Annotated in this window: 18 protein-coding genes; 10 read left to right on the top strand and 8 right to left on the bottom strand. The window is 68.8% G+C overall.

The features are described 5' to 3' along the window. Positions 1-113 precede the first annotated feature (113 nt). The 4 genes from ACZ4N5_RS39145 (at position 114) to ACZ4N5_RS39160 (ending at position 3,652) form a co-directional block, all read left to right on the top strand. A complete protein-coding gene (locus tag ACZ4N5_RS39145; RefSeq protein WP_467761754.1) occupies positions 114-569 on the top strand; it encodes an ATP-binding protein in 456 nt (151 codons plus the stop codon). A 318-nt stretch (positions 570-887) separates the two neighbouring features. Beyond that, positions 888-1,892 (top strand): helix-turn-helix domain-containing protein, encoded by a 1,005-nt coding sequence (locus ACZ4N5_RS39150; RefSeq protein WP_467761777.1) that lies wholly within the window; start codon positions 888-890, stop codon positions 1,890-1,892. A 49-nt stretch (positions 1,893-1,941) separates the two neighbouring features. Then, positions 1,942-2,535, top strand: a complete 594-nt coding sequence (locus ACZ4N5_RS39155; RefSeq protein WP_467761755.1) for a Uma2 family endonuclease — start codon at positions 1,942-1,944, stop codon at positions 2,533-2,535. A 97-nt stretch (positions 2,536-2,632) separates the two neighbouring features. After that, positions 2,633-3,652: a hypothetical protein gene (locus ACZ4N5_RS39160; protein WP_467761756.1), complete on the top strand. Its 1,020-nt coding sequence runs from the start codon at positions 2,633-2,635 to the stop codon at positions 3,650-3,652. 161 nt (positions 3,653-3,813) lie between these two features. Here ACZ4N5_RS39160 and tuf read toward each other — a convergent pair whose 3' ends face one another. The 4 genes from tuf to rpsL all read right to left on the bottom strand — a co-directional run bounded on the left by tuf (position 3,814) and on the right by rpsL (position 8,166). Then, positions 3,814-5,007 carry an elongation factor Tu gene (gene tuf, locus ACZ4N5_RS39165; RefSeq protein WP_389076425.1) on the bottom strand — a complete coding sequence of 398 codons (1,194 nt, stop codon included), beginning with the start codon at positions 5,005-5,007 and terminating at the stop codon, positions 3,814-3,816. A 144-nt stretch (positions 5,008-5,151) separates the two neighbouring features. Beyond that, positions 5,152-7,281: an elongation factor G gene (gene fusA / locus ACZ4N5_RS39170; protein WP_467761757.1), complete on the bottom strand. Its 2,130-nt coding sequence runs from the start codon at positions 7,279-7,281 to the stop codon at positions 5,152-5,154. 39 nt (positions 7,282-7,320) lie between these two features. Continuing rightward, positions 7,321-7,791, bottom strand: coding sequence for a 30S ribosomal protein S7 (gene rpsG / locus ACZ4N5_RS39175; protein WP_181650348.1), 471 nt, complete (start codon positions 7,789-7,791; stop codon positions 7,321-7,323). Between the two features lie 3 nt (positions 7,792-7,794). Further along, positions 7,795-8,166 (bottom strand): 30S ribosomal protein S12, encoded by a 372-nt coding sequence (gene rpsL, locus ACZ4N5_RS39180; protein WP_003948652.1) that lies wholly within the window; start codon positions 8,164-8,166, stop codon positions 7,795-7,797. Positions 8,167-8,595: 429 nt separating this feature from the next. Between rpsL and ACZ4N5_RS39185 the strand changes: the two genes are divergently transcribed. The 6 genes from ACZ4N5_RS39185 (at position 8,596) to ACZ4N5_RS39210 (ending at position 16,343) form a co-directional block, all read left to right on the top strand. Then, complete coding sequence (locus tag ACZ4N5_RS39185; RefSeq protein ID WP_467761758.1) at positions 8,596-9,327, top strand: Crp/Fnr family transcriptional regulator; 732 nt, start codon at positions 8,596-8,598, stop codon at positions 9,325-9,327. Between the two features lie 112 nt (positions 9,328-9,439). Next, positions 9,440-10,462 (top strand): hypothetical protein, encoded by a 1,023-nt coding sequence (locus ACZ4N5_RS39190; protein WP_467761759.1) that lies wholly within the window; start codon positions 9,440-9,442, stop codon positions 10,460-10,462. Beyond that, on the top strand, positions 10,459-12,630 hold the full coding sequence (locus ACZ4N5_RS39195; RefSeq protein ID WP_467761760.1) for a hypothetical protein: 2,172 nt from the start codon (positions 10,459-10,461) through the stop codon (positions 12,628-12,630). Before ACZ4N5_RS39190 ends, ACZ4N5_RS39195 begins: the two co-directional genes overlap by 4 nt. A 3-nt stretch (positions 12,631-12,633) precedes the next feature. After that, the gene (locus ACZ4N5_RS39200) at positions 12,634-14,142 is read left to right on the top strand and encodes a PE-PGRS family protein (RefSeq protein WP_467761761.1); all 1,509 of its coding nucleotides are present in this window, start codon (positions 12,634-12,636) and stop codon (positions 14,140-14,142) included. Further along, positions 14,139-14,717: a Pycsar system effector family protein gene (locus tag ACZ4N5_RS39205; protein WP_467761762.1), complete on the top strand. Its 579-nt coding sequence runs from the start codon at positions 14,139-14,141 to the stop codon at positions 14,715-14,717. The genes ACZ4N5_RS39200 and ACZ4N5_RS39205 overlap by 4 nt, the downstream gene beginning before the upstream one ends. A gap of 474 nt (positions 14,718-15,191) precedes the next feature. Then, positions 15,192-16,343: a M48 family metalloprotease gene (locus ACZ4N5_RS39210; protein WP_467761763.1), complete on the top strand. Its 1,152-nt coding sequence runs from the start codon at positions 15,192-15,194 to the stop codon at positions 16,341-16,343. Between the two features lie 95 nt (positions 16,344-16,438). Here ACZ4N5_RS39210 and ACZ4N5_RS39215 read toward each other — a convergent pair whose 3' ends face one another. From ACZ4N5_RS39215 to rplJ, 4 genes are all read right to left on the bottom strand, one after another. Then, the gene (locus ACZ4N5_RS39215) at positions 16,439-20,338 is read right to left on the bottom strand and encodes a DNA-directed RNA polymerase subunit beta' (RefSeq protein ID WP_467761764.1); all 3,900 of its coding nucleotides are present in this window, start codon (positions 20,336-20,338) and stop codon (positions 16,439-16,441) included. 114 nt (positions 20,339-20,452) lie between these two features. Beyond that, positions 20,453-23,938, bottom strand: coding sequence for a DNA-directed RNA polymerase subunit beta (rpoB, locus tag ACZ4N5_RS39220; RefSeq protein WP_467761765.1), 3,486 nt, complete (start codon positions 23,936-23,938; stop codon positions 20,453-20,455). A gap of 638 nt (positions 23,939-24,576) precedes the next feature. Then, positions 24,577-24,957, bottom strand: a complete 381-nt coding sequence (rplL, locus tag ACZ4N5_RS39225) for a 50S ribosomal protein L7/L12 (RefSeq protein WP_467761766.1) — start codon at positions 24,955-24,957, stop codon at positions 24,577-24,579. A gap of 110 nt (positions 24,958-25,067) precedes the next feature. Continuing rightward, positions 25,068-25,598 (bottom strand): 50S ribosomal protein L10, encoded by a 531-nt coding sequence (rplJ, locus tag ACZ4N5_RS39230; RefSeq protein ID WP_326786081.1) that lies wholly within the window; start codon positions 25,596-25,598, stop codon positions 25,068-25,070. Positions 25,599-25,752: the final 154 nt, after the last annotated feature.

Consider the following 25,752-nt stretch of genomic DNA (forward strand, 5'->3'; position numbering starts at 1 on the left):
TCCCGTACGGCACTCGGGACAGCCGGGACAGATCAGGACAGCGACCGGACAATCCCTGTACGCACAGGCGCCATCGCAGCTGACGGTAGTCAGAGTTCGCCACGCTGAGTGACATGAACCGCGAAACCGACCGCCCCGGCGACCAACTCGTCGAACCCGTCAGCAACTTCAGCGTGCTGCTGTCCCCCACGCCACGCGGTGCCCGCCTGGCCCGGTTGCTGGCCGTCGAGCAACTCCGTTCCTGGGAGATCCCGTTGAGCCCGGCCGATCAGATCGTCGCCGAGCTCGCGGCCAACGCGGCGACCCACGGACACGTGCCCGGACGGGACTTCCGGCTGACCCTGTACGTCGTCGGCGACACCCTCCGCGTCGAGGTGACCGACACGCGGGGCGACCGGCTCCCCCGAGCCCTGGCGGCCGACTCCGATGTCGAGCGCGGTCGCGGTCTGCTTCTCGTGGCGACCCTCGCCGACCGCTGGGGCGTGACGCCCGGACCCGCCCCGCGCAAGACCGTCTGGGCCGAACTGGCCATCCCCGCCACCGGATCGCGGTTTTCAACGTCCCGGTGATCGACGTCTCGGCGCCGCACGACATCAAAAGCCTTTAAAGCCGGAGGAAGAAAAACCTCCCAACCCCACCTGTCCACCCACAGGTAGCACATCACTCGCAAGGGTGATGATTGCTGACTGAGCTGGATTTTCCGCCCGTTGGCAGGCATATGCTCGCCGCGACAGCGTACGAGTGCCCCCAGGACATCAGGGCATCAGGGCATCACGGCGTCGCTCCAACGCGCTGTCACCACAGCAATCGCAGACATGCGACGGCCCCCGGCCGGGACTGGCATCCCGATCGAGGGCCTGACCAACGAGGAAGAAACGAGCTTCCCGATGGGTTCCCAGAACCTTAGCGCGCCCTCGTGCGCCCAGCCCCGCATTCCGCGGGGTGTCACTCACATCAACGTCCGCCACTCCACCCGTTTCACGGTGGTCGGCAACCACCTCGCTCAGCACCGCGAGCTGACCCTCAGCGCGAGAGGGCTCGCCTTGCACATCCAGTCGCTGCCCGAGGGCGCCCGCGTGGACATCAAGTCGCTCGCCGCGCGCCTGCCCGAGGGCGAGATGCGGATCGCGGCGGCCCTGCGGGAGTTGGAGGCGCACGGCTATCTGTCCCGGAGGCGGGAGCGGCTGCCGAGCGGCCAGATCGTCACGCACACGCTGTCGTACAACCAGCCGCACGGGCTCGTCGAGCCGGCAGTCCAGCCGCCCGCGCCCGACCCCGTGCAAGTGCCCGAACTCCCGCCCGCACCCGTGCCGGTTCATGAGCCGGCCCCCATCCAGGCTCCCTCTCCCGACCCGGAACCAGGACCAGCACCCGGGCCGAACTCCGCCCCCGTAATCCCCGTGTCGCAGGCGCCCTCATCCGTGGCCACGCCTACACCGACACCCGCATTCAGGCCGGCACCAGCGCCGAAGCGTCCTCTCCCCACCCCCGACACCGACAACCCGGACCGGGACCGCGCAGCCACCGCACTCCTCGCGAGCCTGCACCGCGAGGACCCGCGCCTGCTGCTCGCGGAGCGCGACGTACATCGTCTCGCCCCGGCCGTCGCGGCTTGGCTGGAACGCGGCGCCGCCTCCGAAGCCGTACGCCTCACCCTGGCAGGCGGCCTCCCCCGCGAGCGTCTGCACTACCCGGCGTCCCTCCTGGCCCACCGCCTCACCGAACTGCTGCCACCGCGGCTGCCCGCCTCCTCCCCGCCTATCACGCGATCACACCCACAGCGCTCGCAACCGCACCCTCTCCAGAATTGCGACGGCTGCGACCGCGCCTTCCGTTCCCCGGACCCCGGCCGCTGCCGCGACTGCCGATCCGTTCCCCTGGAGGCCGCCTAGCATGAAGGTGACGATCCTTGCCCCCGGGCACAGACGAGGAGCGAGCGCCATGACCATCGCCCCGGACGACGCGCAGCAGGGCGCCTCCCACCTGTACCGGACCATGAGGGGCTTCGTTCAGTCCATGGATGACACTCTCCCCGGCAAATTCGAGATCACCAGGGAAGGGATCGTCCACGACATGATGTCGCCGGGAGGGCCGCACGAGGTCACGGCAGCGCATATCAGCCGTCGGCTGGAGAAGGTCATGCCGGACGAGCTACTGGCCCACAACGGCACCCCGGACGTGGAGAACGAACCCGAAGGCATCATGCGCCACCCCGACGTCATGGTGATCGCCTGGACCGATCTGGACACCGAGGCCTCGATCGATCCACGCGCCGTTATCGCCGCCGTCGAGGTCGTCTCCCGTTCCAACCCGGACAACGACTGGATCGGCAAAATGCGCGACTACCCGCTGCTCGGCATCCCCGTCTACGCCGTCTTCGACCCCCGCACCGGCACGGGCGCCGTCCTCGGCGACATCCACGCCACTCCCGAGGGCCCGCGTTACGCGACCCGCAAGGACTTCGTCTACGGCGAGGACGTCACCATCGCCGAGTGGACCATCTCGACCCGGAACCTGCCGCGCTACAGGAGCTAGCCAGGCCGACGAACGGCACGCTCCCCCGGCCTGGCGGCTGCACCCCCGGGAAGCCCCCTTCGGCAGGCGGGCGACCTCTCCCCCGTAACCTCACCCCATGCCCCGCACCACTCCACCCCGACCCCTCGAAGTCACCGCTCTCTTCCCCGAGTTGGCGCCACTGGCTCGTACCGCGGTCCGACTGCACCCCCGTCCCGGCGCGCCCACCGCCGCCGACAGTTCGATCGGCGGCCCTCTGCTGTGGCCCGTCGATGAGCCCTGGCCCACCTGCCCGGATCACACCGGCCCCTCACACCGCGGTGTCGTCCCCGACGACGTACTGCTGAGGCGGCGCGTTCTCGCCGAGGCCTGGGCGCGGCCGCGGGCCGAGGGCGCCGACCTGCTCACTCCCGAGGAGCGGCTGATCGTCGACCGTGGCTCCGCCCGTGCGCGCATCGCCCAGGACGGGCCGGTCCCGCTGATCCCCGTGGTCCAGCTGTACGCCGGTGACATACCCGCGCTGCCCCGCCCCGCCGGTACCGACCTGCTCCAGTTGTTGTGGTGCCCTTTCGACCATGCCGAGGACTACCTCCCCAAGGTCCGACTGCACTGGCGGGCTTCCAGCGACGTCACCGGACTCCTCGCGGCCGCCCCTCAGCCGTCGGTCATCGGCAACAGCGACTATCTCCCCGAGCCCTGCGTCCTGCACCCGGAGACGGTCACCGAGTACCCGGCCCCGCACGAGCTGCCGGAGGATCTGGCGGAGCGGATCGAGGAGTGGGAGGTGGAACAGAACCCGGAGGAGCTGGACGACATCGGCGTCGTGTACTACCAGTACGACCTCAGCGTCGCCCCCGGATGCAAACTCGGAGGCCACCCGCCCTGGAGTTTCAGCGACCCGTTCCCCATGGCCTGCTCCGAGTGCGGCGCGGACGTGCGCCCGCTGCTCACGATCGACGGCGTCGAATGGGACGGCGGCAACGGCAGCTGGTGCCCTGTCGAGGACGCCGGCTACGCAGGTCTGCACTTCCTCGGGCCGGCCTGCGCCACCCGGCTGAACATCGGACGCGGCTACAACCTGCAGATCTACGTGTGCACGGCCTCGTACGACCATCCGCATGTGCAGAACATGCAGTGACGGTTCCCGGTCCCGCAGCCATCGGCGCCGACGGCTGACAAATGACGAGGCACGGGTCACGGGTCACGGGTCACGGACACAGCGAGAGGGCCCGTACGACCGAAGTCGTACGGGCCCTCTCTGGAGCTCTGGAAGGAGCTACCAGGTCATACGGTCAACAATTACTTGTTGATCTTGGTGACCTGGCCGGCGCCCACGGTCCGGCCACCCTCACGGATGGCGAACTTCAGGCCCTCTTCCATGGCGACGGGCTGGATGAGCGAAACGGTCATCTCAGTGTTGTCGCCCGGCATGACCATCTCCGTGCCCTCGGGGAGGGTCACAACACCGGTCACGTCAGTCGTACGGAAGTAGAACTGCGGACGGTAGTTGTTGAAGAACGGCGTGTGGCGGCCACCCTCGTCCTTGGACAGGATGTAGGCCTGGGCCTCGAACTCGGTGTGCGGCGTGACCGAACCGGGCTTGATGATGACCTGGCCGCGCTCGACGTCCTCGCGCTTGATGCCACGGAGGAGCAGACCGACGTTCTCACCGGCCTGGCCCTCGTCGAGCAGCTTGCGGAACATCTCGATGCCGGTGACCGTGGTGGTGGTCTTGTCCTGCTTGATGCCGATGATGTCAACGGTCTCGTTGACCTTCAGGACACCACGCTCGATACGGCCGGTGACGACCGTACCGCGACCGGTGATCGTGAAGACGTCCTCGACGGGCATGAGGAACGGCTTCTCGGTGTCACGCGGCGGGGTCGGGATCGCCTCGTCGACGGCGGCCATGAGGTCCAGAACGGTCTGGCCCCACTCCTTGTCGCCCTCGAGCGCCTTGAGCGCCGAGACCTTGACGACCGGAAGGTCGTCGCCCGGGAACTCGTACTCGGAGAGGAGCTCACGGACCTCGAGCTCGACGAGCTCCAGGATCTCCTCGTCGTCCACCATGTCGGCCTTGTTCAGGGCGACGACGATGTACGGAACGCCGACCTGGCGGGCCAGGAGCACGTGCTCCTTGGTCTGCGGCATCGGGCCGTCGGTCGCGGCGACGACGAGGATGGCGCCGTCCATCTGCGCCGCACCCGTGATCATGTTCTTGATGTAGTCCGCGTGACCGGGGCAGTCGACGTGGGCGTAGTGACGGCCCTCCGTCTGGTACTCGACGTGCGCGATCGAGATCGTGATACCGCGCTGGCGCTCCTCGGGAGCCTTGTCGATCTGGTCGAAGGCCGAAGCCTCGTTCAGGTCCGGGTACGCGTCGTGCAGCACCTTGGTAATGGCGGCCGTGAGGGTCGTCTTACCGTGGTCGATGTGACCGATGGTGCCGATGTTGACGTGCGGCTTAGTCCGCTCGAACTTTGCCTTCGCCACTGGGGTCCTCCTGCGGAGTGGTTCTGGTACGCCTTACTCATCGGCGCCAGGTGATCTTTGCTGGGATGCCGCCCGCCGGGATTTTCCCTTACCGGTAGAACCCCGGCGGTCGGTGTCAAGCCTAAAGCGTGCAAACGGGGTGTGTTACTCGCCCTTGGCCTTCGCGATGATCTCCTCGGCGACGTTCCTGGGAACCTCGGCGTAGGAGTCGAACTGCATCGAGTAGCTTGCGCGACCCGAGGTCTTGCTGCGGAGGTCTCCGACGTAGCCGAACATCTCCGAGAGCGGCACCAGACCCTTGACGATCCGGGCACCCATCCGCTCCTCCATGGCCTGAATCTGACCACGGCGGGAGTTGATGTCGCCGATGACCTCACCCATGTAGTCCTCGGGCGTGGTGACCTCGACGGCCATCATCGGCTCAAGAAGCACGGGGGACGCCTTGCGCGCGGCCTCCTTGAAGGCCTGCGAACCGGCGATCTTGAAGGCGAGCTCGGAGGAGTCGACCTCGTGGTAGCCACCGTCGAGAAGAATGACGCGGACGCCCGTCATCTCGTAGCCGGCCAGGATGCCGAACTGCATGGCCTCCTGCGCACCCGCGTCCACCGACGGGATGTACTCCCGCGGGATACGGCCACCGGTGACCTTGTTCACGAACTCGTACGCCGGACCATCGGTCTCGGTGATGGGCTCGATCGCGATCTGCACCTTGGCGAACTGACCGGTACCACCGGTCTGCTTCTTGTGCGTGTAGTCGTGACGCTCGACGCCCTTGCGGATCGTCTCGCGGTACGCGACCTGCGGCTTGCCGACGTTGGCCTCGACCTTGAACTCGCGCTTCATACGGTCGACCAGCACCTCGAGGTGCAGCTCGCCCATACCGCCGAGGATGGTCTGGCCCGTCTCCTCGTCCGAGTGGACGTGGAAGGAGGGGTCCTCCTCCGCGAGACGCTGGATGGCGACACCCAGCTTCTCCTGGTCACCCTTGGACTTGGGCTCGATGGCGACCTGAATGACCGGCGCCGGGAAGTCCATGGACTCCAGGATGACCGGGTTCTTGTCGTCGGACAGCGTCTCACCGGTGGTGGTCTGCTTCAGGCCCATGACGGCGACGATGTCACCGGCGCCCACCGCGTCGATCTCCTCACGCTTGTTCGCGTGCATACGGTAGATCTTGCCGATGCGCTCCTTCTTGCCCTTGACGGAGTTCAGCACCGCGGTGCCAGTCTCCAGGCGGCCCGAGTAGACCCGGACGAAGGTGAGCTTGCCCAGGTGCGGGTCGCTCATGATCTTGAACGCGAGCGCGGACAGCGGCTCGTCCACGGACGGCTTGCGCTTGACGACCAGCTCGGGGTCCTTCACGTCGTGGCCTTCGATGGCCTCGACGTCGAGCGGGGTCGGCAGGTAGCGCACGACCGCGTCGAGCAGGGGCTGGACGCCCTTGTTCTTGAACGCGGTGCCACAGAACACCGGGGTGACCGTGACGTCCTTGGACTTGCCGGACGCGATGGTGATGCGACGGATCGCGGCGTACAGCTGCTCCTCGGTGGGCTCCTGGCCCTCCAGGAACAGCTCCATGATCTCGTCGTCGTGCTCCGCGACGCCCTCGACCAGCTTGCCGCGGTACTCCTCGGCAGCCTCTGCGTGCGTGGCCGGGATGTCGACGACGTCGTACATCTCGCCCTTCGCCGCCTCGGCGGACCACACGAGCGCCTTCATGCGGACCAGGTCCACAACGCCCTTGAAGTCCATCTCGGCACCGATCGGAAGCTGCATGATCAGCGGAACCGCACCGAGGCGGTCCTTGATCATGTCGACGCAGCGGTGGAACTCCGCGCCGGTCCGGTCGAGCTTGTTCACGAAGCAGATGCGCGGCACGCCGTAACGGTCGGCCTGACGCCACACCGTCTCGGACTGCGGCTCGACACCGGCGACACCGTCGAACACCGTGACGGCACCGTCGAGGACGCGGAGCGAACGCTCCACCTCGACCGTGAAGTCGACGTGCCCGGGGGTGTCGATGATGTTGATCGTGTAGTCGTTGTCCTCAAGCGGCCAGTGACAGGTGGTGGCAGCAGAGGTGATCGTGATGCCACGCTCCTGCTCCTGCTCCATCCAGTCCATGGTGGCGGCGCCGTCGTGGACTTCACCGATCTTGTAGCTGACGCCGGTGTAGAAGAGGATCCGCTCGGTGGTGGTCGTCTTGCCCGCGTCGATGTGGGCCATGATCCCAATGTTGCGGACCCTGGCCAGGTCAAGTGAAGTGGTAGCCATAAGGCTTCAGTCTTCTCTCGGTCTCGATGTGGGTAGCGACTACCAGCGGTAGTGCGCGAAGGCCTTGTTGGACTCGGCCATCTTGTGGGTGTCCTCACGCTTCTTCACAGCGGCACCAAGGCCGTTGGAGGCGTCGAGAAGCTCGTTGAGCAGACGCTCGGTCATGGTCTTCTCGCGACGGGCGCGGGAGTAACCGACGAGCCAGCGCAGCGCGAGCGTGTTGGCGCGACCGGGCTTGACCTCGATCGGAACCTGGTACGTCGCACCACCGACACGGCGGGACTTGACTTCGAGCGTGGGCTTGATGTTCTCCAGCGCGCGCTTCAGCGTGATGATCGGGTCGTTGCCCGTCTTCTCACGCAGACCCTCCATGGCGCCGTAAACGATGCGCTCAGCGGTGGAGCGCTTGCCGTTCATCAGCACCTTGTTGATGAGGGAGGTCACCAGAGGGGAACCGTAGACCGGGTCGATGATGACCGGGCGCTTCGGGGCGGGGCCCTTACGAGGCATTTTCTACTTCTCCTTCTTGGCGCCGTAGCGGCTGCGGGCCTGCTTGCGGTTCTTGACACCCTGGGTGTCGAGCGAGCCTCGGATGATCTTGTAGCGAACACCCGGCAGGTCCTTCACACGGCCGCCGCGCACGAGCACGATGGAGTGCTCCTGCAGGTTGTGTCCCTCACCCGGAATGTAAGCCGTGACCTCGATCCCGCTGGTCAGACGCACACGCGCGACCTTACGCAGGGCCGAGTTCGGCTTCTTCGGGGTGGTCGTGAACACACGCGTGCAGACGCCACGACGCTGGGGCGAACCCTCGAGTGCGGGCGTCTTGTTCTTCTCGACCTTGTCCTGCCGGCCCTTCCGGACCAGCTGCTGGATCGTAGGCACTACTTCTCCGGTTTCTGTGTGCCGAATGGTGAAGCTAACCTGGAACGCCACCGACCCACGCGGTCGGGTGTGTCGAATACTGCAGACTCTCGCCGCAAGGCGAAAAGGGCGCAGATTGCGGTGGCCGCTTACGGCTCTCCTTGCGGTCTGAAGGCACGCACGAGAGCCAGGGCACACCCCAGGCACAAGGTAAGAGCGTACCTACCTCACGGACTTCGGTCAAAACAAATGCCGTGGTGCCCGACACGCCGGACTTCTCCCGATCCATTCTCGGGGCTCTTCACGCCTGGCGCAGCTTGTCACCGGTTCAGCGGTCAAAGTCCCGATTCCGTGCGCACCGCACACACTGGGTGAGTACGTTGACCGGTTGCTGCGCATAGGTCACTGTGCGTCGGCCGCGGGGCCGATAGGGGGACGGGGGATGGACTCATGGCGGCTGCACCCTTAGCCGGGGACGAGAGCCTGGACGACCGGGTGCCGTTCCTGGCGCGCCTGGAGAGCGAGGACCGCTCCGCGCTGCTGTCGCTCGGGCGCGAGCTGTCCTTCACGCCCCGGATGGTGCTCCTGCGCCAGAGCGAACCCTCCTCGCACGTGCTGATCGTGACGCACGGCTGGACGAAGGTGACCGCGTCCGCCGCCAACGGCTACGAGGCACTGCTCGCGCTGCGCGGGCCGGGCGACATCGTCGGCGAGGCCGCCGCGCTCACCGGCCGGCCGCGCTCCGCGACGGTGACGGCGCTGGAACCGGTCCGCACGGTCGCGGTCGTACGCGAACACTTCAACGACTTCCTCGCCCGCTCCCCCGCGGTCTCCTTCGCCCTCCTCGGCCTCACCTCCGACCGCACCCGCGCCGCCGACCGCCGCCGCCTGGAATTCGCCTCCATGAGCGTCCGCGAGCGCTTCGCGGCGCTCCTCCTCGACCTGGCCCGCACGAACGGCCACCGCACCGAGGAGGGCACCGAACTCTCGGTCCCCCTGAGCAAGCAGGAGCTGGCGGGCTCCGTGGGGGCGTCCCGGGAGATGGTCCAGCGCCTCCTGAAGGAGCTCCGGGAGCGGGACGTGGTGCTGACGGGCCGGCGGACGATGGTGCTCCTGCGGATGGACGTCCTGCGCCGGATCGCCGGGGGTGAACCCCCTGCCACCTGGGACCTCCGTGACTGAGGACCGCTTCTGTGCACACGGTCACACTTCGAGTGGGACATCCGCCCTCACACCCGGCCCACCGGTGACGCCACCCTGCTTGCCAGGCGAAGGCCCCCACCGAAAGGCGACCATGACCGACCCCGTGAGCCGGACGATCCTCCTGCTGGACATCGAGAAGTACAGCGACCGGGACGACGTCGAGCAGGCCTATCTGCGCCGGATGCTGTACGACATCACGGACCGCGCGCTGGAGAGTGCCGGCATCGACGAGCGGCTGCGCCTGCGGGCGGACCGCGGCGACTCGGTGATGGAGCTGATCGACGCCAACGCCTCGGTCACGGCCCTGCTGCGCGCCCTGCTCACCGAGGTGCCCACGCTGCTCCGCGGGGTCAACCGGACGGCCTCCAGCTCCGCCCAGATCCGTCTGCGCGGTGTCGTCGCCACCGGATACGTCGCCGTCGACGCGTACGACGGCTGGGTCGGCTCCGACCTCAACCACGCCTGCCGGCTCCTCGACGCCCAGCTGCTGCGCGCGGCCCTTCGGGAGCGGCCGGACGACTTCGCCCTGTGCGTCTCGGAGAGCGTGCACGCGGGGATCGTGCGGCACAGCCACCTGGGCATCCCGGCGGACGGCTTCCACCCGGTGACGGTGGGCAGCAAGAACGGACCCCTGCGGGCCTGGCTGCACGGCCCGGTTCCGTACGGGGCGGACGACCACAGTGAAAGAGGGGGAGCCCCGGCGCCGGGCGGCTCGGGGGAGCGCCCGGCGCCGGGGACCGGGGCCTCCGGCCCGGAGCCGGCGCCGGACACCGGGACGGGCGGGCGTACGGAGACGGGGGGCCGGCCAGGGACGGAGGCCTCAGCGGCGGAGACCCCGGGCCCGGACCGGCCCGAGCAGCCCGCCCAGCCGGACCCCCAGCCCGAGTCCCAGCGCCGGCCCCAGCCCGAACCCGAGTCCGAGCGCGAACGCCAGCCCGGACCCGAGTCCCAGCCCCAGCAGCCCGCCGCGGCTCCCGGGAACGTCGTCTTCAACTTCGGCGGTGGCTCCCCCAGCTTCGGCGGCAGCCTGGTCGCGGGGGACCAGCACGGCGTGTCCGGCGGCCAGGTCACCGGGGACGTCCACCTGGGCAGGAGCGGGGGTGAGCCCGCGTGACGGTGCCTCCGCCCACGACGCGGGGCGCCTCCGACGACGTACCACCGCCGGAGCAGCAGTGGCCGGGAGGGCCGCACCCGGCCTCCGAGACGGGCGGCGACGGGGGCGAGCAGGAGGAGCGGACCCAGGAGGCCAGGGCCGCACAGCGCGAACTCGTCGCGCACACTCCGGGATTCATCTTCAGCGAGGCCGCGTCCTTCGGCGGCAGCCTGGTCGGCGGGGCCCAGCACGGGGTGTCGGCGGGCGGCTCGGCCCGTGACGTGTTCATGGGCGGCAAGACGGAGATCCACCACCACGCGGCGGCATCCGCCTCGGCGGCGTACGTCTCCGGGGAGATCCCCCGGCAGCGGCTCGACGCGCTCTCCAGGGTCTTCGTCGAGGGTCCCTCCTTCGCCGCCGCCCTGGACCGGCTGCGCGACGAGCGCGTCCTCGTCCTCGCCGGCACCCACTCCACCGGCCGTTACGCGGCCGCGCTGATGCTCCTGCACCGCCTGGGCGTGCCCGCCGTGCACGCGCTGTCCGCCGAGAGCGGCCCGGCGAACCTGGGCACCCAGCTCACCGCGCCCGGCGGGCACGTCCTGCGCGATCTGCCGCTGAGCCGCAACCGCCCGTTGCGGGAAACCCATCTGTACGCGGCCCGCGACCGGCTCCGGAAGACCGACGGGTATCTGGTGGTGACCCTGGAGAACTCGCCGTTCCTGCTGGGCGTCGCCCCCGCCGCCTGGGAACCGCCGGAGGCCGCCGCGGTGCTGCGCGCCCACCTCGCCGACCTGCGGGGAGAGCCGGGAGACAGCGCCGGTCTGCTCGCCCTCGGCCCCGTCCGCGACTTCCTCTCGCGCGACGCCCACCGCCCCGCCGAGGTCGCCCGGTTCGCCGTGGAGGTCGCCCGTTACGACGGCGGCGAGGCGGCGGCCCGCCTCGCCGACTTCGGGCACGCGGCGGTCGAGCAGCAGTGCCGGGAGTGGCTCAGCGACCCCGAGGCCACCCTGCGCGACAAGGCGTTCCTCATCTCGCTCGCCGTCTTCGACCAGGCGCCGTACGTGCTGGCCGCCGAACTCGCCGACAAGCTGTACGTGCACTTCCAGCGGCTCCAGCACCCCGAACAGCCGCCGGAGATCCCGCTGTTCGGCCTCTCCGCCGAAACCCGGCTGGAGCGGGCGCGGGCCGAGGGCGAGGTACGGGACGAGGCCACCGAGTGGGGCTCGGTGCCGCAGTTCACGGCGTACTTCAAGAAGGAGAACACCCCGCCTCTGCTGCTCGGGGAGGTGTGGACGGGCCATCCGTCGGCGCGGCCCGCGCTGGTGTCCTGGCTGAAGGAGCTGGCCCGCGACAGCCGCCCGGTCGTGCGGACCCGGGCCGCCGCGGCCGCCGCGCTGCTGGCCCGCGCCGACCTGCCCTCCGCGGTGGCGCTGCTGATCGACGGCTGGGCGGTGTCGAAGGCCTTCGGCCCCCGTGTCACCGCCGCGAACACCCTCACGCTCGCTCAGCTCCTCGACGCGCCCGTCGTACTGCGCCTGCTCACCCAGTGGTGCACGGACACCCACTGGGCCCGCCGCTGGACCGCGATCCGCGCCTTCGGGCTGCTCACCCCGCTGCGCCCGGACCTCGCGGGCCCGGCGCTGAGCGCGCTCGCCGCCCGCGCCCGCGCCGGGGGCAGCAGCAGGACCGAGTCGAACAACCTGATCGACTCCACCGCCCTGCTGCTCTCGGTCGGCGCCCGGCGCGGCGAGATGCTCTCCGAGCTGGTGCGCCTGCTCCACCACGACACCGCCTCGGTCCGCACGCTCGCGCTGGCCGCGTTCGTGCGCGCCTGCGACAACGCCGAGGAGGGCGCGCTCGTCGAGTGGTACGCCGACACCGGCATGTACGAGGTGGACTCGGCCCGCGACCTGGCCGCCCTGTGGCGGACCGCGCTCGGCGACCGCGGGCACACCCGTGGCGCCCTGGACGCCCTGCACACCTGGGTGCGGCTGGCCGAGCGCAGGGCGGACGTCACACAGGCCCTGGAGCTGCTGCTGCCCGCGCTGATCGTCACGGCGGACGACCGCAAACGCCTGAGCCATGAACTGGTCAACCTGCGCGCCCCGGACGGCGGCGCGCGCCCACCCGTGGCCGACCGCCTGCTCGGCCTCCTGATCCCCTCCACCCCAGATCCATCGAGGAGTTGAACCATGGCGGAGTTCCGCCGTCAGCCGGAGTGGCAGCAGGACGCCAACCGGCACACCGCGCTCATCGACCCGGTGCTCACCGTGCGGCCGATCGCGCGCTTCGACTACACCGTCCGCCGCGCGGTCACCGCCATCGACCACGCGCTGGTCTTCGTCACCGCGAAGGGCTCGTACGACGTCTACACGCCGCCGCACCGGCCGAGCCGCTCGGAGGCGGCCACCCGCCGCTACACCTCCGTCTACGAGGTGGACATGGGCAGCCACCCCGTACAGCTCGCCCTGGAGGTGCCGAGCGACGACGACGCGTTCTGCTTCGGCGCCACGGCCGATCTGACCTGGCGGGTCGCGGACCCGATCGCCTACGTGGCGAGCGGCGAGCGCGATGTGCCGACGCGGCTCACCCGTGAACTGCACCAGCTCGCGCGCCCGGTGTGCCGCGCCTTCTCCATCGAGGACAGCCCGGCCGCCGAGCGCGCGGTCCAGCGGGCCGTGGAGAGCGGCGGTTTCGCGGCGGGCATCGGGCTCGACGTGACCTGCGCCGTACGACTGCGGCTGGACGACGAGGCGATCGCGCACCGGCGCAGGCAGCGGAGCCTGCGCTACGAGTCGGACATGCTCGACCCCGAGCACGAGTTCCGGCTCCGGCTGGCGCGGCAGCAGCACGAGCTGGAGATCCTGCGCCAGCAGCAGGACCACCATCTGATCACCGAGAAGATCAACTTCTACCAGTACCACCTTCAGCACGGGGGCGTCGCCGCCTGGGCCCTGCACCTCTCCCAGCACCCCGAGGACACCAAGATGGTCATCGGGTCCATCCAGAAGGACCAGCTGTCCCTCATCAGGGGCCAGCTGCAGGTGATCGCCGGGGACACCCTGGAGGATTTCCAGAAGGCGGAGTCGGCCCGCTCGACCCTGCGGGCCGTCGACGAGCTGATCCAGCAGCAGACGCCTCCGGGGCCGCGGGACGGGCAGGGGGCACTGCCCGCCGGGGCGACGCCCGGAGCGCCGCAGACGCCGCCCCAGCCGCCTTACCCGGGCCAGTCGCCCCACCCCGGCCACCCCGGCCCGGCACCACAGCCTCCGTACCACGCCGGGCACACACCGTACGGAGGGAGTGAGCCGCCGTACGCGGGTGGGCCGCCGCCCTCCGCCGGGCAACCCCCGTACGCAAGCGCTCAGCCGCCGTACGCGGGACAGGCACCGTACGCGGGCGGGCAGGCGCCGTACGCCGACGACCGGACCCTGTACGTCGGACAGTCCCCTTACGCGGGCGCTCAGCCGCCGTACGCCGGTGGTCCGGACGCCGTACCCCCCGCGGCCCCGGGGCAGCCCGACAGCGCCGCCCCCGACGGACAGCCCGCTACGACGCCCTACGCCGCCGCTGGACCGGCTCCCGCCGTGCCTCCGTGGCCGGGCAGCCGCGAGAGCGCCCGGGCCGCCGTGCCGGCCGCCACGCCGTTCCCGGCACCCGCCGCGACGCCGACGGACGCTCCGGAGGGCGAGCCCGCGTGACCACGCCCGACACAGCGCCGCCACCCGCGCCCGCGACCACACCGACACCCGACGCCTCGCTCCCGGACCCCTCCCCGCCCCCTTCCGGGGTCGGTGGCCGCACCGCGGAACGGCTCCTGACGGAGCTGCGAGGCGAGATAGCCCGGGCCGACAGCAAGGCCTCCGTGCTGGTGGCGGCGCTCGGAATGACGGCGGGCTTGTTCAGCGCGCTGCTGGCGGGACGCGGCTGGACGCCGGGTGAGCTGTCCCGGGCCGGGACGGGCCTGTGGTGGACCGGGGCGGCGGCGCTGGGGCTGTCCCTGTTCGCGCTGCTGCTCGCCGTGCTCCCCCGCTACAGCGGCACCTGGGCCCCGGGCCGGCCGCTGTGCTACTTCGGCGACATCCAGCAGGCCGTACGCGAGGGCCGACTGGCCGCCGCGCTGGCCGACACCGATCGCGACCCCGCCGCCGGACTCACGGCGGCGCTCATCGAGACCAGCCGTATCGCCGCCCGCAAGCACCAGTGGATCCGTACCGGCCTGATCGCGTTCTGTGCCGGCACCGCCCTGCTGCCGACCGCGCTGCTCATCGGCTGACGTCGCCGCACAGCCACCAGCCACTCCGAAGGAGCCCTCATGTCCCAGCCCCCAGGCCCGGCCCCCGCGTCCCCCGAGCCCCCGTACCCAGGAGCCGCCACGCCGCCGCCCCCCTACCCGGACGCCGCCCACCCGCACCCCTCGTACCCGGGAGCCGCCTCCCCGCCACCCCAGTACCCCGCGGCCTCCGCTCCTCCACCCCAGTACCCCGGAACCCCCGGGACCGGCGGGCCGGGACCTCAGTACCCCGGAGCCGGAGGCCACCCCCCGCAGTACCCGGCCGCCGGAGGCCCCGCACCCCAGTACCCGGGCGCCGGAGGCCATCCGCCCCAGTACCCGGGTGCCGGAGGCCCCGCACCCCAGTACCCGGGCGCCGGAGGCCATCCGCCGCAGTACCCGGGTGCCGGAGGCCCCGCACCCCAGTACCCGGGTGCCGGAGGCCACCCCCCGCAGTACCCGGCCGCCGGAGGACCCGTGCCCCACTACCCCGGAGCCGGAGGCGGCCCCGTACCCCAGTACCCGGGATCCGCCGCCCCGTCCGCCGCCCATCAGCAGACGGCCCACCAGCAGACGGCGGCCCCTCCGCCGCAGTACCCGGGTGCGGACCCGCGGTACCCGGGTCAGCAGCAGCCGCAGCCGGCGCCCTTCGTCCCGCGGCCGGCCACCGCGCCCGACGATCTCGACTACCGCCACCAGGGCTCACGTGTTCATCTGGCGAGCCATCAGCGGGGTGCCGACGCCACCGCCATCGGGCAGCTGGCGACGCAGATCCCAGGAGCCCTGGTGAGCCTCGCCGTGGTGTCGGCCCTCGCGCTCGGGCTGTTCGGCGCGGTCGTGGGCTGGCTGGTCGTGGTGGCCTGGCTGGCCTCCGGGGCCCTCGTCTTCCACCGGCCCACCGAGCTGCGCTTCGCCCGGCACGCGCTCAAACTGCGGACGCCGCTGGCCGAGGAGCGGGCCCGGCTGGAGCCGATCTGGCGCGAGGTCACCGCCCGAGCGGGTATCGAGGCGAACACCTACGAGCTGATGGTGGAGAACAGCGAGGACCTGAACGCGGTCGCGGTCGCCGGCCATGTCGTCGGCGTCACCACCTACTCCCTCAACCGGATTCCCAGCAGCAACCTCGCCGCCGTACTCGCCCATGAGCTCGGCCACCACACCGGCGGCCACGCCTGGGCCGGTCTCCTCGGCTACTGGTACTCGCTGCCCGGCCGGCTCGCCTGGGCGTTCACCCGCGGGATGGCCAGAATCGCGCTCGCCGTCGCCGGGGTCTTCTCGGCGGCCGCGACCGGGCTGCTGATCCTCTTCATGGGGATGTTCGTGCTCGCCGGGTTCCTCGTGGCCTGGTACATCACCGTCCCGCTCGTCGTCGCGCCCTACCTCCTCGCCTACGCGGGCCGCCTCAGCGAACTGCGCGCCGACCAGCAGGCCGCGGCCCTCGGCTTCGCGCCCGAGATGGCCCAGGTCCTGCACCACTTCCAGGCCGAGGAAGACGCCGCGAAGGCGGCTGCCGTCACCCAGGGCAAGAAGCTCCAGGAGCCCGGCGGCCTCGCCAAGCTGCTCTCCACCCACCCCGACAACTACACGCGGCTGCGCGCCCTGGAGCCGTATCTCCAGCTCCCGCGCTAGGAGCGGGTCCTGAGCGGGCCGGGACGGGAACGCCGAAGGGCGGTCACCCCCACTGGGGATGACCGCCCTTCGTACTACTGCCTACTGCCTACCGCTTACTGGTTGTACGGACCGTAGTCGTAGTCCTCCAGCGGGACGGCCTGGCCGGAGCCGGTGCCGAACGGCGAGTAGTCGATGTCGTCGTAGCCGACGGCCGAGTACATCGCGGCCTTGGCTTCCTCGGTGGGCTCGACCCGGATGTTGCGGTAGCGGGACAGACCCGTACCGGCCGGGATGAGCTTACCGATGATGACGTTCTCCTTGAGGCCGATCAGGGAGTCGGACTTGGCGTTGATCGCCGCGTCCGTCAGAACCCTGGTCGTCTCCTGGAAGGACGCCGCCGACAGCCACGACTCGGTCGCCAGCGAGGCCTTGGTGATACCCATCAGCTGCGGACGGCCGGAGGCCGGGTGGCCGCCTTCCTGGACCACACGACGGTTCTCGGTCTCGAACTTCGAACGCTCGACCAGCTCGCCGGGCAGCAGCTCCGCGTCGCCCGACTCGATGATCGTCACACGGCGCAGCATCTGCCGGATGATGATCTCGATGTGCTTGTCGTGGATCGACACACCCTGCGAGTTGTAGACCTTCTGGACCTCGCCGACCAGGTGGACCTGGACGGCACGCTGACCCAGGATGCGCAGCACGTCGTGCGGGTTGGTGGCACCCACGGTGAGCTTCTGGCCCACCTCGACGTGCTCGCCCTCGGACACCAGGAGACGGGCGCGCTTCGAGATCGGGAACGCCGTCTCTTCGCTGCCGTCGTCCGGGGTGACAACGAGCTTCTTGGTCTTCTCGGTCTCCTCGATCCGCACGCGGCCGGAGGCCTCGGAGATCGGGGCGACACCCTTCGGCGTACGGGCTTCGAAGAGCTCGACGACACGGGGCAGACCCTGGGTGATGTCGTCACCGGCCACACCACCGGTGTGGAAGGTACGCATCGTCAGCTGGGTACCGGGCTCACCGATGGACTGGGCGGCGATGATGCCGACCGCCTCACCGATGTCGACCAGCTTGCCGGTGGCCAGCGAGCGGCCGTAGCACATGGCGCAGGTGCCGACGGCGGACTCACAGGTCAGGACCGAACGGGTCTTGACCTCCTCGATGCCGTGCCTGACGAGCTCGTCGATGAGGACGTCGCCGAGGTCGGTGTTGGCCGGGGCCAGCACCTTGCCGTCGACGGTGATGTCCTCGGCCAGCGCACGTGCGTACACGCTGGTCTCGACGTTCTCCGCCTTGCGCAGCACGCCGTCCGCGTCGCGCTCCGCGATGTGCAGCTTGAGGCCACGGTCGGTGCCGCAGTCCTCCTCGCGGATGATGACGTCCTGGGAGACGTCGACCAGACGACGGGTGAGGTAACCCGAGTCGGCGGTACGCAGAGCGGTGTCCGCCAGACCCTTACGGGCACCGTGGGTCGAGATGAAGTACTCGAGCACCGACAGGCCTTCACGGAAGGAGGCCTTGATGGGGCGCGGGATCGTCTCGTTCTTGGCGTTCGACACCAGACCACGCATACCGGCGATCTGACGCATCTGCATCATGTTGCCTCGTGCGCCCGAGTTCACCATCATCGAAACCGGGTTGGTCTTCGGGAAGTTCGCGTTCATCGCCTCGGCAACCTCGTTGGTCGCCTTGGTCCAGATCGCGATGAGCTCCTGCGTGCGCTCTTCCTTGGTGATCAGACCGCGCTCGTACTGCTTCTGGACCTTCTCGTCCAGGTCCTCGTAGCCCTTGACGATCGCGCGCTTCGCATCCGGAACGACGATGTCGGAGATGGCCACGGTGACGCCGGAACGGGTCGCCCAGAAGAAGCCGGCCGCCTTCAGGTTGTCGAGCGTCGCCGCCACGATGACCTTGGGGTAGCGCTCGGCGAGGTCGTTGACGATCTCGGAGAGCTGCTTCTTGCCGACCTCGTAGTCGACGAACGGGTAGTCCTCGGGCAGCAGCTCGTTGAAGAGCGCGCGGCCCAGGGTCGTCCGCAGGCGGAAGGTGTCACCCTGCTGCCACTCCGGGTCGCCCTCCTCCCGCGCCGGCGGGGTCCAGCCGCGCGGCGGGATGGTGCCCACCGGGAAGCGGATGTCCACGCGCGACTGCAGCGAGAGCTCGCCGGCGTCGAACGCCATGATCGCCTCGGCCACGGAAGCGAAGGAGCGGTCCTCGCCCTTCACGTTCCGCAGGTCGCCGTCGGTGGTCAGGAAGAACAGACCGAGGACCATGTCCTGGGTCGGCATCGTGACCGGGCGGCCGTCGGCCGGCTTGAGGATGTTGTTCGAGGACAGCATCAGGATGCGGGCCTCGGCCTGCGCCTCCGCGGAGAGCGGCAGGTGGACGGCCATCTGGTCACCGTCGAAGTCCGCGTTGAACGCGGTGCAGACGAGCGGGTGGATCTGGATGGCCTTGCCCTCGACCAGCTGCGGCTCGAAGGCCTGGATGCCGAGGCGGTGCAGCGTCGGCGCACGGTTCAGCAGAACCGGGTGCTCGGCGATGACCTCTTCCAGGACGTCGTACACGACCGTGCGGCCGCGCTCGACCATCCGCTTGGCGCTCTTGATGTTCTGCGCGTGGTTCAGGTCCACCAGGCGCTTCATCACGAACGGCTTGAAGAGCTCCAGAGCCATGGCCTTCGGCAGACCACACTGGTGCAGCTTCAGCTGCGGACCGACGACGATCACGGAACGCGCGGAGTAGTCCACACGCTTGCCGAGCAGGTTCTGACGGAATCGACCCTGCTTGCCCTTGAGCATGTCGGACAGCGACTTCAGCGGACGGTTGCCGGGGCCCGTGACCGGGCGACCACGACGGCCGTTGTCGAAGAGCGCGTCGACGGCCTCCTGAAGCATGCGCTTCTCGTTGTTCACGATGATCTCGGGGGCGCCGAGGTCAAGGAGTCGCTTCAGACGGTTGTTGCGGTTGATCACACGGCGGTACAGGTCGTTCAGGTCGGAGGTCGCGAAGCGGCCGCCGTCCAGCTGCACCATCGGGCGAAGGTCCGGCGGGATGACCGGCACGCAGTCGAGCACCATGCCCTTGGGGCTGTTGCTGGTCTGCAGGAACGCGGAGACGACCTTGAGGCGCTTGAGCGCACGGGTCTTCTTCTGGCCCTTGCCGGTGCGGATGATCTCGCGGAGGCGCTCGGCCTCCTCGTCCAGGTCGAAGGACTCCAGGCGCTTCTGCAGCGCCGCGGCACCCATCGAACCGTCGAAGTACGTGCCGAAGCGGTCACGCAGCTCGCGGTAGAGGAGCTCGTCGCCCTCCAGGTCCTGGACCTTGAGGTTCTTGAAGCGGGTCCACACCTCGTCGAGACGGTCGATCTCGCGCTGCGCGCGGTCGCGCAGCTGCTTCATCTCACGCTCGGCACCCTCGCGCACCTTGCGGCGCACGTCGGCCTTGGCACCCTCGGCCTCGAGCTCGGCCAGGTCGGTCTCGAGCTTCTTGGCGCGGGCCTCCAGGTCGGCGTCGCGACGGTTCTCGACCTGCTGGCGCTCGACGGAGACGTGGGCCTCCAGCGAGGGCAGGTCGCGGGTGCGGCGCTCCTCGTCGACGTACGTGATCATGTACGCGGCGAAGTAGATGACCTTCTCGAGGTCCTTCGGGGCGAGGTCGAGCAGGTAGCCCAGCCGCGACGGAACGCCCTTGAAGTACCAGATGTGGGTGACGGGAGCGGCCAGCTCGATGTGACCCATCCGCTCACGACGCACCTTGGCGCGAGTGACCTCGACGCCGCAGCGCTCACAGATGATGCCCTTGAAGCGGACACGCTTGTACTTACCGCAGTAGCACTCCCAGTCCCGGGTCGGACCGAAGATCTTCTCGCAGAAGAGTCCGTCCTTTTCGGGCTTGAGGGTGCGGTAGTTGATGGTCTCGGGCTTCTTGACCTCGCCGTGGCTCCACTGACGGATGTCGTCAGCGGTGGCCAGACCGATCCGGAGCTCATCGAAGAAGTTGACGTCGAGCACTATGCGTCAATCCCTCTCAGGGTTGTAAGTCTTAGGGGTCTGATACGGGGGTCCTGGGGCCGACGGGCCTTCTTCACCTTTTCCACAGGTGGCAGAAGGCCCGCCGAACTCCCGTCAGACCTCTTCGACGCTGCTCGGCTCGCGCCGGGACAGGTCGATGCCGAGCTCCTCCGCCGCGCGGAAGACGTCCTCGTCGGTGTCACGCATTTCGATGGACATACCGTCGCTGGACAGCACCTCCACGTTGAGGCAGAGAGACTGCATCTCCTTGATGAGCACCTTGAAGGACTCGGGGATGCCGGGCTCGGGGATGTTCTCGCCCTTGACGATGGCCTCGTAGACCTTCACGCGGCCGGTGACGTCGTCGGACTTGATGGTCAGCAGCTCCTGGAGGGCGTAAGCGGCGCCGTACGCCTCCAGCGCCCACACCTCCATCTCACCGAAGCGCTGGCCACCGAACTGAGCCTTACCACCCAGCGGCTGCTGGGTGATCATCGAGTACGGACCGGTCGAGCGGGCGTGGAGCTTGTCGTCGACCAGGTGGTGGAGCTTGAGGATGTACATGTACCCGATCGAGATCGGGTCCGGGAACGGCTCACCGGAGCGGCCGTCGAACAGCCTCGCCTTGCCGGACGGGAGGACCAGACGGTCACCGTCGCGGTTGGGCAGGGTGTGCTCGAAGAGACCCGCGAGCTCGTCCTCACGCGCACCGTCGAAGACGGGGGTGGCGACGTTGGTGCCCGGGGCGACCTGGTCGGCGCCGATGGACTGCAGGCGCTGGGCCCACTCGTCCCCGAGACCGGAGACGTCCCAGCCGCGGCTGGCGAGCCAGCCGAGGTGGATCTCCAGGACCTGTCCCGGGTTCATTCGGGACGGCACACCCAGCGGGTTGAGGATGATGTCGACCGGGGTGCCGTCCTCCAGGAACGGCATGTCCTCGATCGGCAGGATCTTCGAGATGACACCCTTGTTGCCGTGACGGCCGGCGAGCTTGTCACCGTCCGTGATCTTGCGCTTCTGCGCCACGTAGACACGAACCAGCTGGTTCACGCCCGGCGGCAGCTCGTCGCCCTCTTCACGGTCGAAGACGCGGACGCCGATGACCTTGCCGATCTCGCCGTGCGGGACCTTCAGCGAGGTGTCACGGACCTCACGGGCCTTCTCACCGAAGATCGCGCGCAGCAGGCGCTCCTCCGGCGTCAGCTCGGTCTCGCCCTTGGGCGTGACCTTGCCGACGAGGATGTCGCCGGCGACGACCTCGGCACCGATACGGATGATGCCGCGCTCGTCGAGGTCGGCGAGGACCTCTTCGGAGACGTTCGGGATGTCCCGGGTGATCTCCTCCGGGCCGAGCTTGGTGTCACGGGCGTCGACCTCGTGCTCCTCGATGTGGATCGAGGAGAGGACGTCGTCCTGCACGAGGCGCTGCGACAGGATGATCGCGTCCTCGTAGTTGTGACCCTCCCACGGCATGAACGCCACGAGCAGGTTCTTGCCGAGCGCCATCTCGCCGTCCTCGGTCGCGGGACCGTCGGCCAGGACCTGGCCTTCGATCACGCGGGCGCCCTCGTCCACGACAACCTTCTGGTTGACGGAGGTGCCCTGGTTCGACCGGGAGAACTTGTGCAGGCGGTACGTGGTGTACGTGCCGTCGTCGTTGGCGGTGGTGATGTAGTCCGCGGAGACCTCCTGGACCACACCGTCCTTCTCCGACTTCAGGACGTCACCGGCGTCGACCGCGCAGCGGTACTCCATGCCGGTGCCGACCAGCGGCGCCTCGGACTTGATGAGCGGAACGGCCTGACGCATCATGTTCGCGCCCATGAGGGCACGGTTGGCGTCGTCGTGCTCCAGGAACGGGATCATCGCGGTCGCGACCGACACCATCTGGCGCGGGGAGACGTCCATGTAGTCGACGTCGTCACCGGGGACGTAGTCGACCTCTCCGCCACGACGGCGGACCAGGACGCGGGACTCCTCGAAGCGGAACTCCTCCGTCAGCGGCGCGTTGGCCTGCGCGATGACGAATCGGTCCTCTTCGTCGGCCGTCAGGTAGTCGACCTCGTCGGTGACGACGCCGCCCGTGACCCTGCGGTACGGGGTCTCGACGAATCCGAACGCGTTGACCCGGCCGTAGGAGGCGAGCGAGCCGATCAGGCCGATGTTCGGGCCTTCGGGGGTCTCGATCGGGCACATGCGGCCGTAGTGCGACGGGTGCACGTCACGGACCTCGAAGCCGGCCCGCTCACGGGAGAGACCACCCGGGCCAAGCGCCGACAGACGGCGCTTGTGGGTGAGACCCGACAGCGGGTTGTTCTGGTCCATGAACTGCGACAGCTGGCTGGTGCCGAAGAACTCCTTGATGGAGGCGACGACCGGCCGGATGTTGATCAGGGTCTGCGGCGTGATCGCCTCGACGTCCTGAGTCGTCATGCGCTCGCGGACGACGCGCTCCATACGAGCCAGACCCGTGCGGACCTGGTTCTGGATGAGCTCGCCGACGTTGCGCAGACGACGGTTGCCGAAGTGGTCGATGTCGTCGGTCTCGACGACGATCGAGGTGCCGTTGTCACCAACGGTCTCGGTCTCACCGGCGTGCAGCTTCACCAGGTACTTGATCGACGAGATGATGTCCTCGACGGTCAGGATCCCGGCGTCGAGCGGGGCCTCGCCGCCCAGCTTCTTGTTGACCTTGTACCGGCCGACCTTGGCGAGGTCGTAGCGCTTCGGGTTGAAGTAGAGGTTCTCCAGAAGCGTCTGCGCGGCCTCACGGGTCGGCGGCTCGCCCGGACGCAGCTTGCGGTAGATGTCCAGCAGCGCGTCGTCCTGGCCCTGGGTGTGGTCCTTCTCCAGGGTGGCGCGCATGGACTCGTACTCGCCGAACTCCTCGAGGATCTGCTCGGTGGTCCAGCCGAGAGCCTTCAGGAGAACGGTGACGGACTGCTTGCGCTTGCGGTCGATGCGGACACCGACCATGTCGCGCTTGTCGATCTCCATCTCCAGCCAGGCACCCCGGGACGGGATGACCTTGGCCGAGAAGATGTCCTTGTCGGACGTCTTGTCGATGGAGGAGTCGAAGTAGACACCCGGCGAGCGGACCAGCTGCGACACGACGACACGCTCGGTGCCGTTGATGACGAAGGTGCCCTTGTTGGTCATGAGCGGGAAGTCGCCCATGAAGACCGTCTGGGACTTGATCTCGCCGGTCTCGTTGTTGGTGAACTCGGCGGTGACGAAGAGCGGGGCCGCGTACGTGAAGTCGCGGTCCTTGCACTCGTCGATGGAGTTCTTCGGGGGCTCGAAGCGGTGATCGCGGAACGTCAGGGACATCGACCCACTGAAGTCCTCGATCGGGGAGATCTCCTCGAAGATCTCCTCCAGACCGGACTTGGTGGGGACGTCCTGTCCGCTGTCCAGAGCCGCCTCGACACGAGCCTTCCACGCGTCGTTGCCGAGCAGCCAGTCGAAGCTCTCGGTTTGCAGCGCAAGAAGGTTCGGAACCTCGAGGGGCTCCTTGATCTTTGCAAAGGAGATGCGCAGCGGGGCGGTGCTGGCGCCGTTGTTCATATTCGCGGTCGAGGCAGTGCGCGAGGCGGCCAAGAGGGGGTCCTTCCGAGGGCTCGGACTCACTACGCGCGTACCGGTCCCATGTCGGACAAAGCGTCGGGCCGTTCCCGATCCAGCCGGATAAGGCCAGGTCAGGGATGATCCAACCGTCGATGCTCACACACGGGTATGCCCCTGGTGACGGGCAGGAGGCAGCTAACAGGCAGCGCAAAGGGTCAGTGTAGCCACTAGGCCCACTGATGTCCAGTCCCGGTTTCGGGAGACCCTCATTGTTGTCAACACCTGCGGCAAGCCACGCCCTCAATGCACATCGATACTGCCCTCTTCGTCAGCGATCCATGCCTCGGATACGGATCGTTGTGACGACGCGTCCTGAGAATTGCGCGCTGCGTGCGGTTCGTCAAGGCCCCCCAAGCCCAAAGCAAGTGCCGCGATCGTCACGTGCGGCCCTTCTTGCAACCCGTCCCTCTGCCTGTCACAGGGCGGCCGGAGGCACAACGAAGATCACCATACTCGTCGCGGCCTGCAGCGCAAGGCTGCCGCTTCAGGGACCCCCTGGAACGCCGAAGAGCGACCACCCAGTTGGGTGATCGCTCTTCGGTGCGTCAGCGTTACAGCGCTTCTTGAGCGGCTGTCACAGCTTCACAGGAGTCCTCGGGGGACTCGTCGAGTTACTTGACCTCGACGGAGGCGCCGGCGCCCTTGAGGGACTCGGCAGCCTTCTCGGCGGCCTCCTTGGCGACCTTCTCGAGGACGGGCTTCGGAGCGCCGTCGACGAGGTCCTTGGCCTCCTTCAGGCCCAGCGAGGTGAGCTCACGCACGACCTTGATGACCTGGATCTTCTTCTCGCCGGCACCCGTGAGGATGACGTCGAACTCGTCCTGCTCCTCGACGGCCTCAGCGGCGGCGGCGGGGCCGGCCGGGGCAGCGGCGACCGCGGCGGCGGCGGTGACGTCGAACTTCTCCTCGAAGGCCTTCACGAACTCGGAGAGCTCGATGAGGGTGAGGTTCTCGAACTGCGCGAGCAGCTCTTCCTGGGACAGCTTCGCCATGATGGCGTCCTTCCACTAATTCGGCAGGTGCCGGGATGTACTGGTGAGGCGGGCGTACGTTCGGCCCGCTACGACCGTCGCCTCAGGCGGCGGTCAATGCGCGAGCCGAATTACTCGGCACCGCCCTGCTCGGCCTGCTTGACACGAAGCGCCTCCGCGGTGCGGACGAACTTCGAGGGGAGCGCCTGGAAGAGACGAGCAGTCTGCGTCTGCTTGCCCTTGAAGGCACCCGCCAGCTTGGCGAGCAGAACCTCGCGGGACTCGAGGTCCGCAAGCTTCTTGATCTCGTCGGCGGACAGCGCCTTGCCGTCAAGGACACCGCCCTTGATGACGAGGTTCGGGTTGTCCTTGGCGAAGTCACGAAGACCCTTCGCCGACGTCACCGGGTCACCGGTGATGAAGGCGACCGCCGTCGGACCGTTGAACAGGTCGTCGAGCGTAGAGATCCCGGCCTCGTTGGCCGCAATCTTGGTCAGCGTGTTCTTCACCACGGCGTACTGGGCGTCTTCACCGAGCGAACGACGCAGCGTCTTGAGCTGCGCCACGGTGAGACCCCGGTACTCGGTCAGCACGGCGGCGTTCGAGCTGCGGAACTGGTCCGCGAGCTCGGCTACCGCGGCAGCCTTGTCGGGCCTTGCCATAGAGCGTCGGCCTCCTTCCGGGTGATGAGGACCGCTCAGAAGGGACTGACAAAACGAAACGCCCCGGCGCAGGCGCACGGGGCGTAGCTCAACCGGATTCCTCCGCACGCTGGCGTGCGAACTCCGGGAACACATCCACGAATCACCTACGCGG

This window comes from Streptomyces sp. NPDC026500 (genome assembly GCF_055567635.1).